This is a genomic window from Actinoplanes sp. NPDC024001, assembly GCF_040638955.1.
Taxonomy (GTDB): Bacteria; Actinomycetota; Actinomycetes; order Mycobacteriales; family Micromonosporaceae; genus Actinoplanes.
Genome location: NZ_JBEZZB010000216.1, coordinates 1 through 14,602 on the forward strand (window position 1 = coordinate 1; position 14,602 = coordinate 14,602).

16 protein-coding genes are annotated in these 14,602 nt (G+C 72.5%); 6 read left to right on the forward strand and 10 right to left on the reverse strand.

Annotated elements, in window-relative coordinates; all coding sequences use genetic code 11:
• The coding region (locus tag AB0F81_RS45890) for a hypothetical protein (protein ID WP_360209773.1) at positions 1-457 on the forward strand (457 nt) is incomplete at its 5' end.
• Here AB0F81_RS45890 and AB0F81_RS45895 read toward each other — a convergent pair.
• On the reverse strand, positions 458-1,873 hold the full coding sequence (locus AB0F81_RS45895) for a diguanylate cyclase (RefSeq protein ID WP_360209775.1): 1,416 nt from the start codon (positions 1,871-1,873) through the stop codon (positions 458-460). It abuts the gene before it with no gap.
• A gap of 84 nt (positions 1,874-1,957) precedes the next feature.
• Positions 1,958-2,716 carry an arylamine N-acetyltransferase gene (locus AB0F81_RS45900; protein WP_360209777.1) on the reverse strand — a complete coding sequence of 253 codons (759 nt, stop codon included), beginning with the start codon at positions 2,714-2,716 and terminating at the stop codon, positions 1,958-1,960.
• A 103-nt stretch (positions 2,717-2,819) separates the two neighbouring features.
• Between AB0F81_RS45900 and AB0F81_RS45905 the strand changes: the two genes are divergently transcribed.
• Together AB0F81_RS45905 and AB0F81_RS45910 are read left to right on the forward strand one after the other, a co-directional pair.
• The gene (locus tag AB0F81_RS45905) at positions 2,820-3,179 is read left to right on the forward strand and encodes a PadR family transcriptional regulator (RefSeq protein WP_360209779.1); all 360 of its coding nucleotides are present in this window, start codon (positions 2,820-2,822) and stop codon (positions 3,177-3,179) included.
• Complete coding sequence (locus tag AB0F81_RS45910; protein WP_360209781.1) at positions 3,176-4,165, forward strand: permease prefix domain 1-containing protein; 990 nt, start codon at positions 3,176-3,178, stop codon at positions 4,163-4,165. Before AB0F81_RS45905 ends, AB0F81_RS45910 begins: the two co-directional genes overlap by 4 nt.
• Here AB0F81_RS45910 and AB0F81_RS45915 read toward each other — a convergent pair.
• The gene (locus AB0F81_RS45915) at positions 4,146-4,907 is read right to left on the reverse strand and encodes an NAD(P)H-binding protein (RefSeq protein ID WP_360209783.1); all 762 of its coding nucleotides are present in this window, start codon (positions 4,905-4,907) and stop codon (positions 4,146-4,148) included. The two genes, AB0F81_RS45910 and AB0F81_RS45915, sit on opposite strands and share 20 nt — an antisense overlap.
• 121 nt (positions 4,908-5,028) lie before the next feature.
• On the opposite strand from AB0F81_RS45915, the gene AB0F81_RS45920 reads away from it, so the two are divergent.
• Entirely contained in the window at positions 5,029-6,408 is a 1,380-nt protein-coding gene (locus AB0F81_RS45920; RefSeq protein WP_360209785.1) for a hypothetical protein, read from the forward strand.
• 70 nt (positions 6,409-6,478) lie between these two features.
• Here AB0F81_RS45920 and AB0F81_RS45925 read toward each other — a convergent pair whose 3' ends face one another.
• The 4 genes from AB0F81_RS45925 to AB0F81_RS45940 form a co-directional block, all read right to left on the reverse strand.
• Positions 6,479-7,015: a helix-turn-helix transcriptional regulator gene (locus tag AB0F81_RS45925; protein ID WP_360209787.1), complete on the reverse strand. Its 537-nt coding sequence runs from the start codon at positions 7,013-7,015 to the stop codon at positions 6,479-6,481.
• Between the two features lie 75 nt (positions 7,016-7,090).
• Complete coding sequence (locus AB0F81_RS45930; RefSeq protein WP_360209789.1) at positions 7,091-8,662, reverse strand: ABC-F family ATP-binding cassette domain-containing protein; 1,572 nt, start codon at positions 8,660-8,662, stop codon at positions 7,091-7,093.
• A 105-nt stretch (positions 8,663-8,767) separates the two neighbouring features.
• A complete protein-coding gene (locus AB0F81_RS45935) occupies positions 8,768-9,187 on the reverse strand; it encodes a DUF2809 domain-containing protein (RefSeq protein WP_360209791.1) in 420 nt (139 codons plus the stop codon).
• A 22-nt stretch (positions 9,188-9,209) separates the two neighbouring features.
• On the reverse strand, positions 9,210-9,758 hold the full coding sequence (locus AB0F81_RS45940; RefSeq protein WP_360209793.1) for a TIGR03086 family metal-binding protein: 549 nt from the start codon (positions 9,756-9,758) through the stop codon (positions 9,210-9,212).
• 135 nt (positions 9,759-9,893) lie between these two features.
• Between AB0F81_RS45940 and AB0F81_RS45945 the strand changes: the two genes are divergently transcribed.
• The gene (locus AB0F81_RS45945; protein ID WP_360209795.1) at positions 9,894-10,487 is read left to right on the forward strand and encodes a TetR/AcrR family transcriptional regulator; all 594 of its coding nucleotides are present in this window, start codon (positions 9,894-9,896) and stop codon (positions 10,485-10,487) included.
• An 861-nt stretch (positions 10,488-11,348) separates the two neighbouring features.
• Here AB0F81_RS45945 and AB0F81_RS45950 read toward each other — a convergent pair.
• Positions 11,349-11,633: a hypothetical protein gene (locus AB0F81_RS45950; protein WP_360209797.1), complete on the reverse strand. Its 285-nt coding sequence runs from the start codon at positions 11,631-11,633 to the stop codon at positions 11,349-11,351.
• A 500-nt stretch (positions 11,634-12,133) separates the two neighbouring features.
• The gene (locus AB0F81_RS45955; protein WP_360209799.1) at positions 12,134-12,829 is read right to left on the reverse strand and encodes a DUF4386 domain-containing protein; all 696 of its coding nucleotides are present in this window, start codon (positions 12,827-12,829) and stop codon (positions 12,134-12,136) included.
• Positions 12,830-12,916: 87 nt separating this feature from the next.
• Between AB0F81_RS45955 and AB0F81_RS45960 the strand changes: the two genes are divergently transcribed.
• Entirely contained in the window at positions 12,917-13,597 is a 681-nt protein-coding gene (locus AB0F81_RS45960) for a TetR/AcrR family transcriptional regulator C-terminal domain-containing protein (RefSeq protein ID WP_360209801.1), read from the forward strand.
• Here AB0F81_RS45960 and AB0F81_RS45965 read toward each other — a convergent pair.
• A partial coding sequence (locus AB0F81_RS45965; RefSeq protein WP_360209803.1) for a PLP-dependent aminotransferase family protein occupies positions 13,586-14,602 on the reverse strand: 1,017 nt, incomplete at its 5' end. The two genes, AB0F81_RS45960 and AB0F81_RS45965, sit on opposite strands and share 12 nt — an antisense overlap.

Here is a 14,602-nt window from a genome sequence, read left to right on the forward strand (position 1 = left end):
GACCGCCGAGTCGGCCCGCCGGCTCGCCCAGCAGCCCGGGCCCGGCGGCACCGTGCTCACCGTGTGGTCGGCGACCGGCGCGAACGGGACGACCTGCGTGTCCGCCCTGTTCGAGGCGCCCGGGCCGCTGAGCCGGCCGGCGCCGGCGGACTTCCACTCGGCCGGTGGCCAGTGCTCGCCGGCCGGCCCGGCCGAGCCGTTCGGCAACCTGGGCGGTTCGGCGACCCCGGAGGGCGTGCACACCATGTGGGCCACGGCCGGGGACGCGGTCACCGCCGAGGTGCGCCTGCCGGACGGGACGCGGCGGCCGGCGATCCGGGCCGCGGGTTTCTTCTTCTGCTGGTACACGATCGGCCCGGCGGGCGGGAGACCGCAGCTGGTCGGGTACGACGCGGCCGGGAGCGTGGTCGGCAGCACCGGGATGCCCGATCTGACGGCGCCGCCGCCCGGCCGCTGATCAGGCGTGCCGGCCCGAGCCGGCCAGCACCGCGCGGGACGGCGCCACCTCGAAGCCGTGTGCGCCGGCCCGCTTGGCCTCGTACATCGCCAGGTCGGCGCGGCGCAGCAGCTCGCCGGCGCCGGAGGACGAGCCGGGTGCGCTCACCGCCACGCCGATGCTGGCCCGGATCACCAGCTCCAGGCCGGCGAAGATCACGGGTTCGCTGAGCCCGGCCAGGATCCGCTCGGCGGCCTGCTCGGCGCCGCCGGACGGCAGCGGGATGATCACTCCGAACTCGTCGCCGCCGAAGCGGCCCACGGTCGCCCCGCGCGGCGACCACCGGGTCAGCACCCGGGCGGCGGCGATCAGCAGGGCGTCGCCGGCCTCGTGGCCGTACGTGTCGTTGACCTGCTTGAAGCCGTCCAGGTCGACGAAGAGGACGGCGGTCTCGCCGGCCGCGCAGGCCGCGTCCAGCACCCGCCCGAACTCCGCGCGGTTGACCAGCCCGGTCAGCGCGTCGTGGGTGGCGGCATGGGCCAGCCGTTCCTGGATGGCCTTGCGGTCGTGGATGTCCCGGATGTTGATCACGTAGCCCTGGACGTCCGGGTCGCCGGTGAGGTCCCGGACCGTGCACTCGGTCCACCGGTAGGTGCCGTCGGCCGCCCGGATCCGGATCTCCGCCGGTGTCAGCTGCTCCCCCGGCCCGGCGGCCTCGGCGAGCAGGCGCTTGCCGGCCGGCACGTCGTCCGGGTGGATGCAGCCCTTGAGCGGCTCGAAGTCCCGCTGGTCCGGGTCCAGGCCGGTGAGCTGCCGGATCGCCGGGCTGACGTACCCGATCGTGCCGTCCGGGTGGTAGATCGTGAAGACGTCGGCGGAGTCGCGGATCAGCGCCCGGAACCGCCGTTCGGTGGAGCGGGTGGTGCCCTCGGCCTGCTGGCGTTCCTCGCCGGTGACCCCGATCGTGCGGATCAGCAGGGCTGAGAGGACCACCACGCCCAGCGCGATGGCATGCACGTCAGGCGCCGCGATGTACGAATCCGCCCAGCCCAGCGCCACCGCGGCCTGCCCGGCGACCGCGCACAGCACGGTCCAGAGCAGACCCTGCCGCCACAGGTGCGCACCGGAGTAGCGCATGTGCATCGCGACCACCAGGCTGAGGCCGCAGACCATCACCGGGCCCCAGCCGGTCGCGTAGATGAACGCCGTGCCGGTGGCCATCAGCAGCGCCATCCGGGCGCCGGCGTAGCGCCGCAGGTCGCCGCGGGACAGCCAGCGCTGCACGGCCGGCTGCTGCTGCAGGACGCCCAGGACGCCGGCGACCAGGCACCAGACCGGCGCGTCGCCGCCGTACCCGGTCAGGTACATGACCAGGTAGACGGCGATCACCGAGATGGCGTCGAGACTGTACCCGGCGAGGGTCCGTACGCGACTCAACGCAACCTCCAGCCCAGCCGTCCGCGCGGCTTCGTGACCGGCAGCATCGGCCCGGGCCCGGAGGTCTTGAGGGTTTCTCCGGGGTCATCCGGGGACGCGGTCCAGGACCACCCCGAAGTGCTCCCGGTACGCCCGCAGCACCGCCTCGTCACCCTCCAGCGGGGTCTCGGTCCGCCCGCCGGCGCCGGTACGGATCAGCTTGCGGCCACTGATCGTGATCCGCCCGTCCTCGTCCAGCCGGGTGCAGACGTCGCCGCGGGTGAAGTGCGAGTCCGGCGAGGTCTGCTGGTACCAGCAGGTCGGCCGGAACTCGTCGAGGTCGCGGGCGCGCCGCTCGATCAGGTGCACGCGCTGGCCGTCCTTGAACAGCTCCACGTCACCCTCGGGCGCGTCGGCCAGCCGGTACCGCCCGGCCGGGTCGACCTGCTCCTGCCGGTCGTCGAACCGCAGCGGGTAGGTGGTGTGGCTGCCGAAGCCGATGTCGACCAGCCACGGCTCGTCGCCGTCGGCCGGGGTTACCACCAGCGCCAGATGGTCGAAGGGCGGGCCGTAGCGCTCGCCGCCGAACACCCGGACGGCCACCCGCCGCACCCGGTAGCCGAGCTGCTCCAGCAGGATCGCGAACAGGCCGTTCAGCTCGTAACAGAACCCGCCGCGCCGCCGGCGGACGATCTTGTCGAACAGTTCCTCCTCACCGAGCGTGATCCGCTCGCCCAGATGGATGCTGAGGTTCTCGAAAGGCACCGCGATCTGGTGTGCCCGGTGCAGCTCGCGCAGGTAGGCCGCGTCGGCGGTCTGCGGCGGCTTCATCCCGATCCGGTCCAGGTAGGCATTCACGTCCATGAGCACAGATTCGGACTTGAACCTCACTTGAGGTCAAGCCGGGAACCAACACACAATGCTGCGTCGCTTGCCATAGTGTGCGAGACACAGTATCGTTTCTGGCATGACAATGGATGCGACGCTCTCCAGCCACCTGCAGGAGCTGCGCCGCGGCACGGTCGTCGTCGCGAGCCTCACCGTCCTCCGGGAGCCGGGGTATGGGTACTCGCTGCTCGAAACGTTGAGCGCGGCCGGGTTCGAGGTGGAGGCCAACACGCTCTACCCGCTGCTGCGGCGCCTGGAGTCCCAGGGCCTGCTGACCAGTTCGTGGAACACCGATGAGGCACGGCCGCGCAAGTTCTACCGGACCACCGAGCAGGGCGACGCCATCGCGGCCGCGCTCCGCGCGGAGTGGTCCCGGCTGGACCGCGCCGTCACCGACCTCGACACCCCCGCCGGTACCGTCTCAGGGAGCGACCAGTGACCACCCTCATCGACCGCTACGTCTACACCGTCCTGCGCCGCGTTCCCGAGCAGCAGCGTGCCGACATCGAGCAGGAGCTGCGCACCTCGATCGACGACGCGATCGACGCCCGGGTCGACGGCGGCGAGCCGCGTGACACCGCGATCACGGCCACGCTGACCGAGCTCGGCGACCCCGACCGGCTCGCCGACGGTTACGCCGACCGGCCGGTCACGCTGATCGGCCCGGAGCTCTACCCGGTCTGGCGCCGCCTGCTGGGCACCCTGAGCTGGATCGTCCTGCCGACGGTCGTCGCCATCATGGCGGTGCTCGACGCCCTCGACGGCAGGCCGGTCGGCGAGATCATCGGCGGGGCAGTCACCAGCCTGCTGACCGTCGGCATCAACCTGGCCTTCTGGGTCACCCTGGTCTTCGCGATCCTGGAGCGCACCGGCGTCGGCCGCACCGAGTTGCAACGCGGCCGCAGCTGGACGCCGGCCGACCTGCCCAGCTACGAGCCGGGCTTCATGACCATCGGGCAGTTCGCCGCCAACCTGGTCTGGCCGGTCCTGATCATCGCCGCTCTGGTGCTGCAGCAGTTCACCTTCAGCGACGTGCCGGTGCTGGACCAGGACAACTGGACCTTCTGGTGGCCGTACTTCATCGTCGTGATGCTCCTGGAGGTGGGCTACGCGGTCTGGCTGTTCCGCAGCCGCGCCTGGACGCACACCGCCACCGCGGCGAACGCGGTCCTCGCGGTGCTCTTCGCCGGCCCGCTGGTCTGGCTGCTCGCCACCGAGCAGTTCTTCAACCCGGAGTTCATCGCCTCGCTGGACTGGGGCACGGTCGACCCGCTGAGCTGGCTGACCGGCATCGCCATCACCGTCACGGTGGTCGGCACGGTGTGGGACATCATCGAGGTGGCGGTCCGCGCCGAGCGTGCCCGCCGCGGACTGCCCACCCGGGTTCCCGGCACCGGCAAGGAATTCAGCTCCCCGATCGGCTGAGCTCCTGCGACGCCAGCCAGTCGGCGAACCGGATCCGGCCCAGCGTCACCTCCCCCTTCGGTAACTGATCTCCCCCGGCCATCGCCCGACCGACCGCGCCCGGCATCCTCAGCGGCAGCACGATCCGCCGCTGGTGCCGGGCGCGGATCACGTCCCGGGCCATGTCCACCAGGTCGAGCTGTTGCGGCCCGGCGATCTCGGTGGCGAACCCGGCCGGCTCCGCGCCCGCCAGCCGGACCAGTTCCCCGGCCACCTCGACGGCCGCGACCGGCTGGGTGAGCATCCGCGGGACCACCACCACCGGGCCGGGCACCCGGTCCAGGATCTGCCCGGCGAACTCGTGGAACTGGGTGGCCCGCAGAATCGTCCACGGCACCGGGGCGGCCGTGACCAGTTCCTCCTGGCGCCGCTTGCCCTCGTAGTAGCCGTAGTCCACCCGGTCGATCCCGACGATCGACAGTGCCACGTGGTGCGCCACGCCGGCCCGCTGCCCGGCCTCGAGCAGCCGCCCCGTGGTGGTGCCGAAGAACTCCACCGCCTTGGATCGGCTCATCGTGGTCACGTTCGCCGCGTCGATCACCACCCGGACACCGCGCAGGGCGTCGTCGAGACCCGCCCCGCTCATCAGGTCGACTCCCTGGGAACGGGAGATCACCCGTACCTCGTGCCCGTCCCGGCGGGCTGCGCCGACGACCATCCGACCGATCAGGCCGGTTCCACCGGCCACCGCGATAACACTCATGCGACAGGGACGACGACCTCGGCCGAGTTGTGACAGCGATTTCGGATGGTTCTTGGACAGCGCCGTTGACTGTGATCCGGACCACGGATACCGCTGGAGGTCTCGACTCCTGGAGGCCCGCATGTCCCTCGAACTGGATCGCCGCATCGCCGAGTCCGGCACCCGCTTCCGGATCTTCCCGCAACCGCGCTTCCTGCAGAAAGCCGACGGCTCCGGGCCGCTGTTCCCCGAGCCGGAGCAGGTGGTCATCGCCATCGATCCGACCGCGATCCAGCCGGGCCCCGCCGACGACCGGATGTTCGTGGTGGACGCGGTCGGCAAGCTGCCCTACAACCGGATGTTCCGGCCGCCGTACCAGGGTGAGTCGCGGCCCCCGGTGAAGGCCGGCGAGGACGGCCACTTCGACCACCTCGACCCGGCCAGCCGGGCGTTCTCCGCCGCCACCATGTACGCCACGGTCCGCCGGGTCCTGGACATCTGGGAGGACTACTTCGGCCGCACCATCCACTGGCACTTCGAGTCGGACTTCGCGCGGATGGAGCTGATCCCGCTGATCGAGTGGAACAACGCGCAGTCCGGTTACGGCTTCCTCGAGTTCGGATACGGTCGCTCGGCCAACGGCACCATCGACCACGAGCGCCCGTACTGCGAGAACTTCGACGTGCTCGCCCACGAGCTGGGGCACAGCATCGTCTTCGCCGAGGTGGGCATCCCGGCCAGCGACGCCGACGAGGGCGTCGACTACGGCGGGATGCAGGAGTCCTCCGGCGACCTGGTGGCGATCATCGCCTCGCTGCACTTCCACTCGGTGGTCGACCACCTGCTGGAGAGCACCAAGGGCAACCTGCTCACCATCAACGGCCTGGACCGGGTGGGTGAGCTCTCGGACAGCCGGCAGATCCGGATCGCCTTCAACGCGCTGCGCATGTCGGAGGTCGGTGAGCGGCCGCACGAGCGGTCGCTGCCGCTGACCGGCGCCATCTTCGACACCATGGTGGAGGTCTTCCAGCACGACCTGGTCGCCAAGAAGCTGATCACCGACGACCTGCGGATCCGGTCGACGAACCTGCCGGGCACAGCTCACGACCTGACCCAGATCCAGGACGATTTCGCCGCGGCGTACACCGGCAACGAGGCCGCCTTCAAGGAGTCGCTGCTGCTCGCGCGTGACTACATGGGCCGGCTGCTCGCGCTGACCTGGGAGAAGCTCTCGCCGGACTTCCTCACCTACCACCGGGTGCTGCGCACCATGCTGAGGGCCGACCGGGAACTCACCGGCGGGGTCAACGCCGCCACCATCCGGGCGTGCTTCGCCTGGCGGGAGATCGGGCCGCTGCCCACGTCGCTGCTGATGCGCCCGCACACGCTGGCGAGCTGCGGTTTCGAGACGGGCGAACCGTCACCGGCCGCCGATGGCGCAAGCCGGTACGCGAGCCTGCCGATTCCGACTCCGCGGCCGGTTCCGCGGCCGCACGGCTCCGCGGTGCCTGCCGGTCAGTGACATCGGTGGCATGGCGGCCACGCCGGGGGTGACTACCGGGTGGCCGCCGGCCACTCCAGATGTCGGTGTTCTAGTGGGGCAGTGCCACCGGATCGGTGACGGCTTCGACGATCTCCGCGATCCGCGCCAGCGCTGCCCACGGGTCACCGTCAGGCTGGGCGAGTTTGCCGCGGGCCAGTTCGCCCACGTACTGCAGGAGATCCTTGGCGTCTGTTGTTTGCGGACAGGGAGCCAACTCGGCGACGCGCAGCAGCGCCGTCAGATCGGCGATCGTCGTGCGGAGCCGCTGGGGGTTGAGGCTGCCGATGACCACCGGCTGCATCGCCTGGACGGCCCCGTCGCGGCGGGTCACGGGGCCGTCCACGGTGCGGAGCACACCGAGCCGGAACGCAATCGCGACAGCATGCGCCTGATCTCGGGCGCCGAGCTGCCGGTAGAGCGTCCTGAGCCGGGACTTGACGGTGTTGGTGGAGATGTACAGCCGCGCTGCCATCTCCCGGGCCGTCTCACCCGCGGCGAGTGACTCGAGGGTCTCCTGGAGGTGCGGTGCCAACACTGGCCTACCTGATACGTCACCAGCGAGGCTTTCATACGGTTGCAGTGACATGTCAGAAATGTAGATCTTTCACATGACGGCACCCGTCAATGTTCGATACCGGACACAGGGTTGGCAGATCGCGGACTAGCCCGAGAGCGATAACTCGGGCCAACCGGACACGTCGCGCCGCATCTGCCGGTCGTGCGTGGCGGCCACCACCGCGGCCGGGGTGACCCGTAACGCCTCGGTCAGCTCGTCCACCAGCGCGATCGAGAGGTGGTTCGTCGGCTCGTCCAACAGGACCACGTGCGGCTCCGCGGCCAGCAGCAGGGCCAGGTCCAGCCGCCGCTGCTGCCCGGTGGACAGCTCCCGGACCGGCCGGCCACGATCGGCCGCCGACAGCAACCCCAGACCCGCGATCGCCTCCTCGACGCGCGCCGGGCGGCGCGCGTCACCCTCCGCCGACTCCTGGGCCAGCAATCCGACGTGTACGCCGGAAGCGCGCCGAACCTGCCCGGACGACGGGGCCCGCAGTCCCGAGAGGACGGCCAGCAGTGTGGACTTGCCGGCGCCGTTCGGACCGGTGACCACCAGCCGCGACCCGGACCCGAGGTGCAGCGACACCGGCTGCCGCAGCCGCCCGCCGACCGTGACGTCCTCCGCCGACAGCAGCGTCCCCGGCCGGGCGGGCAGCACCGGCATCCGGAACCGCAACGGCGGCACCGGCGCGGTGATCGCGTGCCGGACCAGATCCTCCCGGCGGCGGTGCACCGAGCGGACCAGGCCGGGCGCCCGGGTCGCCCGCTGGTGCTTGCCGGTCCCCTTGTCCGGCCGCCAGCCGGTGACCAGGCGGTTCTGCGCCGCCGACAGGTCCTCGGCGAGCCGGGCGTGTTCGGCCTGCTGCTGCTCGTACTCCTGCTCCCACCGGGCCAGCGCGGCCGCCCGCCCGGCCTGGTAGCCGGCGTACCCGTCGCCGTAGACGGTGGGCCGGCCGTCACGGCTCGGATCCAGGTCCAGGATCGTGGTGGCGACGTCGGCGAGCAGCGCCCGGTCGTGGCTGACCAGCACGATGCCGCCCGGGTGGGCGCGCAGCCGGGCGGTCAGGAACTCCAGACCGGACGCGTCCAGGTGGTTGGTCGGCTCGTCGAGCAGCAGGAAGTCGTGGCCGGCGCCGAGCAGGCAGGCGAGCCGGACCCGGTAACGCTGGCCCACCGAGAGCGTCCGCAACGGCCGGGCCCGGTCGGTGACCGCGCCGAGACTCTCCAGGGCCAGATCGACGCGCCGGTCGGCGTCCCACGCGTCGAGCTGTTCCGCGGCGTGCAGCGCCCGCGCGTACGCCTCCTCGGCGCCCGGCCGGCCCTCGGCCAGGGCGAGGCTGCTGGCGTCGAGCGCCTGCAGGGCGGCCCGCACGTCGGCGAGCTCGGCGTCGACGGTGTCACCGACCGTCTCGCCACCGGCGGACGGCATCTCCTGCTCGGCGACACCGATGGTGCCGACCCGCTGGACGGCGCCACCGTCCGGCAGGAGGGCGCCGCTGAGTGCCTGGAGCAGGGTGGTCTTGCCACGGCCGTTCTCACCGATGACACCGCAGCGGACGCCGGCCGAGATCGCGAGATCTACGCCGTCGAGCACGGTGCGCCCACCACGGACGACACGGAGCTGGGTGGCGACGAGCTGTGCCCGGGCACGTGCGGGCAGGGTGATGCTGACAGACATCTTCTTTCCTCTGAGAATCCCCGCGCAGGGCAGGGTGAAGCGGCTCCGGACCGGGTGCGGAGCCGAACTCAGAGGTAGAAGACGTAGGACACGCGGCAAGGATAGTCAGGCGGAGGCCGGCGCCGCCAAGCGTTTTCCGGCCAGGACGTGGTGCAGCACGGCCAGGGGGAGGACGCCGGCCACGTACCACACCAGGTCGGTGGGGTCGAAGGTCACGCCGAGCGCCAGCCGGGCGAGCAGGCTGTGCGCGGACAGCTCGGCGGGCACCCCGGTCAGCTGGAAGAACTCGACGAGCCAGCAGAAGGCGACGGCGGCGGCACCGGCGATCAGCGGCCGGGTCGCCGGGCCGAGCACGAACACACCGGCGTAGATCATCGACGCGTACAGCGCCGTCCCGGAGTGCTGGGCCAGCGCGCCCGTCCCGTCGAGGATGCCGCCGGCGCTGACCAGCAGGCGGATCCCCAGGGCCACGGCCAGGAAGCCGGCCACGGCGGCCAGCGCGATGATCCGTACCCGCCATCTCACGGCGCGACCGTACCGCCGGGCGTCAACGTGCCGGGCTCCAGGCCGGATCGCGGCCGAGCAGGCCGAGCAGCCGGTCGAAGGCCGGCGCGTCGCCGGCGACCGCGACCACCTCGCCGAACGGCGCGCCCGGCCCGCGCAGCCCCGAGCCCTCCGGGAACCGGCTGACGATCACGTGGGCGGTCGCGACCAGTTCCTCGTCCGGCTTGTAGGGCAGCCCCATGCTCACCGCGACGTCCCAGCCGTGCGCCAGCGCCTCGAGCAGGTGCAGCCCCGCCGCGGTGCGGCCGCTGAACTCGCCGAACCGGCTCACCCGCACCCGCCGCTCGGCGAGGTCCGGCACGCGGAACGCGGCACGCACCGCCGCCGCCGAATCCCGGTAGGCCCGCCGGTGATCGCCACCCAGATCCTTGTCGTCCCAGACCGCCGGCTCGCCCAGCGTGGCCGCCGCATAGCCGCGGTTCAGGCTCACCAGATGACCGAAGAGATCCGCCAGCCGCCAGCCCGCACACGGCGTCGGCCGCTCCAGATCCGCAGCCGCGACCTGCTCGATCACTTCCTCCGCAAGATCCATCGCTCGCTCGTTCAACGTCTTCACGGCAACCCCATTTCTTGTACGAACGTTCGTGCGTGAAATGGAAGCTAACACGTCCCGCATGTGCCGGATAGTCTTTGACCAAACGTTCGTGCGGAGAAAGGCGAAAGCGGCATGGTGGGACGGCCACAGAACGACCAGGCGCGGCAGACGATCCTGCGCCGGGCCGCCGACATCGCCTCCCAGGACGGCTTGGAGGGGCTGTCGATCGGCCGGCTCGCCACCGATCTGGGCCTGAGCAAGAGCGGCCTGTTCGGCTATTTCGGCTCCAAGGAGGAGCTGCAGCTGGCCACGATCCGCACCGCCACGGCGATCTTCCTGGACGAGGTGGTCAAACCCGCCCTGGCCGCCCCGCCCGGCCTGTCCCGGCTACGCCTGCTCCTCGACAACTGGCTCAGCTACTCCGAGCGGCGCGTCTTCGCCGGCGGCTGCTTCTTCGCCTCCGCCAACGCCGAATTCGACGCCCGCCCCGGCCGCGTCCGCGACGCCCTGACCACCGCCGCCCGCGACTGGAACCGCCTGCTCACCGAGACCACCCACGAAGCCCGCGCCCGCGGCGAACTCCCCGCCGAAACCGACCCCGACCAGCTCGCCTTCGAGCTGGTCGCCTTCCTCCAGGCCGCCAACGCCGCCTCCCTCCTGCACGACGACCCCACCGCCTACCACCGCGCCCGCACGGCCGCCCACGCCCGCCTCCCCACTCCCTGACCCCGCCCTGCTACCCGCCCACCCCACGCACACCCCGCCCCAGCCACCCCACCCGCCCACACCAGGTGCTTTCCGGCCGCCCTTAGCCGGCCGCAGCTCACACGCAACAGCCCCCAGGCGGACCCCCTGAACCACGGCCGAGCCCACCGGCCGTCGCCCACACGCGCAACAGCCCCCGAGTAGGCCGCATGGCCTACGGCCACCCCCACCCGACCGTCGCCCACAGGCAACAGCCCCCCGGGTAGGCCACATGGCCTACGGCCGAGCCCACCCAGCCGTCGCCCATGCACGCAACAGGAGCTGTAGTGCGTAGCCGACGGCCGGGCACGCGCGGCTGTCGCTCACAAACCTCTCGACACTGCGGTTAGGTACCCGGCTGACAGCCGAGCTCGCCCGGCTGTCAGCGATACACCTGATGACGGTCGGATGCGGTGCCTGGGGGCCAGCTGGGGATGGGGTGCCTGGGGGCCAGCTGGGGATGGAAGGTCTCACCGGATGGATACCCGCCGGCAGCTTGGCGTGCACGGCTGGCGCTCAGAGACCTTTCGAGACTGCGGTCAGGTACCTGGGCGACAGCCGAGCTTGCCCGGCTGGCGATGACGCACTTAATGGCGGCCGGATTCGGTGCGTGGCGGCCAGCTGGGATTGGGGAAGGTCTCCGCAGCTGACTGTCAGCCAGCCGGAGGCGGCCGAGCAGCGATGTCCAGCGCAGCAAGTGAACACCGGCCACACGTGCCACAGTCACACGTGCGGCGGCCACACGTGCGGCAGTCATGTGGCGGCGATCATGTCGGCCGACGGTGAGCGGGGCCGACGCGTCTCGAATGCCTGCCGGACGTGGCCGGGCTGCGAGCTGGCGTGCTAGCGGCCGTGCGTGGGACGGGTGGCCGGCGCGCGGCGGGCGAGTGCTGCCGCGGCGTCGAAGTTCGGCTCGACCTCGCTCACGCAGTGTGCCGCGTCGTCTTCCGGCACGCCGAGTGCAAGCAGTTCGGCCAGCACGTCGCCGGGGGTGCGCAGACCGGTGGGCGCCGACGCCGGCTGGAGCACGTCCATCTGGCCGTCGGCGCGCCGCAGGTGGATCCGGAAATGGTCGCCGGCGCGCTCGACCCGGACCGCGTGGACCGGGCTTTCTGCTGGGTAACTCACGGTTGCCAGCCTACTGACCGGGCCGGGCCGCCATGCAGTCACGCCCCAGCGCCTGTGACGGGCAACGCGTTCGCCGTCGCCGGCCAGGCACGCTCAGAAACTCCGGCCGGCCGGGATCGCAGGCCGTGTCGCCACTCGGCGGCGGTCAGACACGCCGGCCGGGCCGCCGGCCTCAACCGGGCCGCCGGCCTCAACCGGGCCGCCGGCCTCAACCGGGTGGCCACTCGGCCACGGTTAAAGACGCCGGCCGGGCCGCCGGACTCAAACCAGGTGGCCGCCCGGCTGGGGTTGGAGACGCCGGGCGGCGGCTGGAAGGCGCGACGGCGGCGGGTGGCCGGCGGGCGAGGAGGGCGACGGCGGTGGTGGCCGGCGGGTGAGGAAGGCGGCGGGGCGGGTGGCCGGCGGATGAGGAAGGCGACGAGGACGGGTGGCCGGCGGGCCGGGAGGCCACGGCGGTAGGTGGCCGGCGGGTGGGTGGGGAGGGCGGCGGCGGTGGGTGGCTAGCGGGTGGGGAGGGCGACGGGCGTGGCGGGCTCGACCGATGGGCGGCGGACGCCGCGGATCAGCAGGTAGCCGATCACCCAGAATTCGCCTATCGAGGCGGGGACGACTAGCAGGTCGGCCAGCAGGGTGGCGTCGGGGGCCAGGTAGCGGGTGAAGGCCGCCGCGACGTAGCCGATGCCGCCGGCCAGCAGGAGCCAGCCGAGTGGGCGGGGCAGCAGGTGGGAGTTGAGCACGCACCGGCCCATCGGGATCAGCCAGAGGCCGAAGAAGATCGCGCCGACGCCCCACAGGTTGTCGCTGAGCAGGTAGAGGAGCTGGACCGTCGAGGCGGCGTCGCCGAACGGTGACGCGGCCAGCTCGGTGGCGGCGCCCAGCAGGCCCGCGCTGACGAGGATCACCACCGAGTTGACCAGGCCGAACGCGGCGACGCCGAGCGCGTTGACCGGGTCGGAGTCGCGGAACAGACGGTAGAACCAGGCCGCGGCCAGCGCCTGGGTGAGGACGATCAGCAGTTCGAAGGCGACACCGGCGCGGGCCAGCGTCTCGTGGGTGGCGAGGTTGGCGAGGGTCGCGGCGGGGTCGCCGGCGGCGAACAGCTGCGGGCGGATGGTCAGGAAGCCCAGGCCACCGGCGATGGCGAGGCCGAGGTAGAGCAGCCCGGTGGTCCGGGCGGTGCGGATCAGCGCGTGCATCGGAACTCCTCGGAAGAAACGCAACCTTACGACGTAAGGTAGCCGTACGTTGTAAGGTAGCGCCCGGAGTCAAGCTTGGGGAGACCGGTGGCAACAAAGGCATCCCGGACACCGCTCACCCGTGAGCGGGTGCTGGCCGCGGCGGTGGCGATCGCCGACGCCGAGGGGGTGAAGGCGCTCACCATGCGCCGTCTCGCCGCCGACCTGGACGTCGAGGCGATGTCGCTCTACTACCACCTGCCGGCCAAGGAGGCGCTGCTCGACGGGGTGGTGGAGACCGTGCTCGGCGAGATCTGCGCCGCGGTCGCCGCGCGGGAACCGGCCGAGGACTGGCGGGCCGCGATCCGCGAGCGGTTCCTGACCGCGCGCGAGGTGATGCTGCGCCACCCGTGGGCGCCGGTGCTGCTCGGCTCGCGGCGCGCTGTTCCGCCGATCGTCTACGCCTACTACGACGGGATCGTGGCGACCCTGGTCGGCGGCGGGTTCTCCTACCGTCTGGCGCACCGGGCGCTGCACGCGTTCGGCAGCATGGCGCTCGGCTTCGCCCAGGAGATCTTCAGCCCGGCGAACGCCGGCGGCACCACCGAGACGGACACCGCGGAGGAGGACCTCGCCGCGATGGCGGCCGCGGTGCCGCACCTCACCGCGATGGTCGCCGCCGAGGTGCACGACGCCGGCGACCCGATGCTGGGCTGGTGCGACAGCCAGGTCGAGTTCGAGTTCACCCTCGACCTGCTGCTCGACGGGCTCGCCCGGTTACGCGGCTAGGGCACCGGCGAGGCGGCGGACCGCCTCGTCCATCCGGTCGGGCGGGGCGGCGGCGTAGGTGAGGCGCAGGTGCGGGGCGGGCGGCTCGGCCGCGTACCAGGGGCGGCCCGGGAAGACGATCACACCGGCGGCGGCCGCGGCGGTGGTCACGGCGATCTCGTCGGTGCCGTCGGGCAGGCGCACCCACAGGTGCAGGCCGCCGCGCGGGACGGTGGGCGGGACCAGGTCGGGCAGGTGGCGGGCGAGCGCGGCGAGCAGGGCGTCGCGGCGGGAGCGGAGCGCGGCGCGCAGCACCCGGCGGTGGCGCCCCCACGCCGGCGACGTGACGAACTCGAGCGTGGCCTGCTGGATCGGGCCGGCCACGAAGAAGTCGTCGAGCAGCCGCGCCGACCGCAGCCGGGCGCCGGCCGGGCCTCGAGCGCCGATCGCGGCGACCCGCAGCCCCGGCGCCGTCGACTTGGTCATTGACCGCAGATAGACGACGTGCCCGTCCGGGTCGGCAGCCGCGAGCGGGGGTGGCGCCTCCCCGTCGATGGCCAGGTCCCGGGCATAGTCGTCCTCGACGAGGAAGGCGCCCGCCGCACGTACGATCGCGGCGACCTCGGCCCGGCGGTGTGCCGCCAGGGTGGCGCCGGTGGGGTTGGCGTAGAGCGGCTGGCAGTAGAAGAGCCGGGCCCCGGTGCGGGCGAAAGCCGCGGCGAGCTGGTCGGGGCGTACCCCGTCGGCGTCGGCCGGGACCGGCACCACCCGCAGCCCGGCCGCGTGGCCGGCGGCGAGCGCGCCCAGGTAGGTGGGTGACTCGACCAGCAGGGTGTCGCCGGGCGAGGCGAGCGCGCGCAGCGCGGAGGCCAGCGCAGGCTGGCCGCCCGGGCAGATCACCAGGTCGTCGGCGCGCAGGCCACCGCCGGCCTCCCGGGCGAACCAGTCGCGCAGGTCGGCGCGGCCCTCGTCCGGCCCGCGCTGCCACGAGGCCGGCTGCCGGGCGGCCCGGGCCAGCGCGGCGCC